This is a genomic window from Methylobacterium sp. WL19, assembly GCF_008040005.1.
Lineage (GTDB): Bacteria > Pseudomonadota > Alphaproteobacteria > Rhizobiales > Beijerinckiaceae > Methylobacterium > Methylobacterium bullatum.
In genome coordinates, this window is record NZ_VRVC01000252.1 from 1 (window position 1) to 1,889 (window position 1,889).

At 69.9% G+C, this 1,889-nt stretch carries 3 protein-coding genes; all 3 read right to left on the bottom strand.

Features of this window, described 5'->3' with window-relative positions:
• Positions 1–802: patatin-like phospholipase family protein (locus FV220_RS24830; protein ID WP_147833566.1), on the bottom strand; the 802-nt coding region annotated here is incomplete at its 3' end.
• A complete protein-coding gene (gene hisI / locus FV220_RS24835; protein WP_210322930.1) occupies positions 799–1,239 on the bottom strand; it encodes a phosphoribosyl-AMP cyclohydrolase in 441 nt (146 codons plus the stop codon). The genes hisI and FV220_RS24830, both read right to left, overlap by 4 nt.
• 17 nt (positions 1,240–1,256) lie before the next feature.
• Positions 1,257–1,889 (bottom strand): GTP cyclohydrolase I FolE (gene folE, locus FV220_RS24840; RefSeq protein ID WP_147833567.1); only part of this gene is annotated, 633 nt, incomplete at its 5' end.

The following is a 1,889-nucleotide window of genomic DNA, read 5'->3' on the forward strand; positions in this document are numbered from 1 at the left end:
GCGCCGGCCCGCGCCGACCGGTGCCGCGCATGCGGTTCAGCAGGTTCCACCCCCGGCGCGACGTGGTGAGGGGCAGGGCCGGCGAGGCGGCCCCGTCGCCGTCGGGCCCGATCACCAGACCGGGCTCGGTCCGCGGATCGCCGTTGAGGTTCACGCAGATCACCAGTTCGGCCCCGAGCCCGCGCGCGAGCTTGACCGGCACCGGATTCACCAGCGTTCCGTCCATCATCAGGCGCCCGTCGAGACGCACCGGGGGAAACAGGCCGGGGAGGGCGTAGGAGGCCCGGATCGCCTCCACCAGGGAGCCACGGGTCAGCCAGACCTCGTCGCCCGAGCCGAGATCCGTCGCGACGCTGGCAAAGCGAATCGGCAGGTTCTCCACCCGCCGCGTGCCGAGATCGCCTTCGAGGCGGCGCTTCAACCGCTCGCCGGCGATGAGGCCAGACCCCAGGCGCAGGTCGAGGAGCCCCATGACCCGCCGCCGCGTCAGCGACAGGGCGAAATCCTTGAGCAGATCGAGCTTGCCGGCGGCGTAGCATCCCCCCACGACGGCACCGATGGAGCAGCCGGCCACCATGTCGGGGTGGATGCCGGCCTCTTCCAACACCTCGATGACGCCGATATGCGCCCAGCCTCGCGCGGAACCGCCGCCCAGAGCGAGGCCGATTCGCGGTCGCGGCGGCGGCTGTTCGGCTACGGGCTCGACATTGCCCCGTGGAAAGACCGGCTTCTGCGACAGGGTAGACAGCATGCCCTGGCGGTAGAGGGCGACCCCGCGAAAGGACAGCCCATCCCAGGTCACGGCCCGGCGGGTCCGAGCAGGGCCTCGCCGGATACCGGATCGAGGGAGACGGCGCGGTAGAAGCAGGAGCGTCGCCCGGTATGGCAACAACCGCCGTCGCCCCCGACCTCCACCGAAATCAAAAGCGCGTCCTGGTCGCAATCGACCCGCATCTCGACGACGCGCTGGACCTGCCCGCTCGTGGCGCCCTTGTGCCAGAGCTCGCTCCGCGAGCGCGACCAGTACCAGGCCTCGCCGGTCTCGAGGGTGAGCCGCAGGGATTCGGCGTTCATGTGGGCGAGCATCAGGACCCGGCCGTCATGGGCATCGACGGCGATGCAGGCGACGAGACCGTTCGCGTCGAAGCGCGGGGTCAGCGTTCCGCCTTCCTCCACATCCTTGCGCGAACCGGGCAGGGAGAACCCACCGGGCACGGCGGAAGCTTGGCTCACCGTCATCGCGTGGAATGCCCGCGTCAGTTCTTGTTGTTGCGGACGAGGGTCAGGAACCGGACCTGCTCGTTGGCATCGTCCTTGAACACGCCGCGGAACTGCGTGGTCAGGGTGGAGACGCCGGCCTTCTGCACGCCGCGCATGGCCATGCAGAGATGCTCGGCCTCCACCATCACGGCGATGCCGCGCGGCTTGAGGATGCTCTCGATCACGTCGGCGATCTGGGCCGTCATGGTCTCCTGCGTCTGCAGGCGGCGGGCGAAGGTGTCGACCACGCGGGCGAGCTTCGACAGGCCGACCACGCCCTTGGTGGGGTAATAGGCGATATGAGCGAGGCCCATGAACGGCACCATGTGGTGCTCGCAATGGGAATAGAACGGGATGTCGCGCACGAGGACGATGTCGGAATAGCCCTCGACCTCTTCGAACACGCGCTCGAGCAGGGCATCGGCATCCTGCTCGTAGCCGCCGAAGAGCTGGCCATAGGCCTTCGCCACACGGGCGGGCGTGTCCTTGAGACCCTCGCGGCTCGGGTCGTCACCGGCCCAGCGCAGCAGGGTGCGCACGGCGGCCTCGGCCTCCTCCCGGCTCGGGCGGCCGGTGGCCACGGCATCGGGCACGCGCTTGGCCGAAGCGGGCAGGGGGGCGACCTCGGC

Excerpts from the sequence above, each read along its gene's own strand:
- hisI (WP_210322930.1), bottom strand. The coding sequence starts at position 1,239 with ATGACGGTGAGCCAAGCTTCCGCCGTGCCCGGTGGGTTCTCCCTGCCC.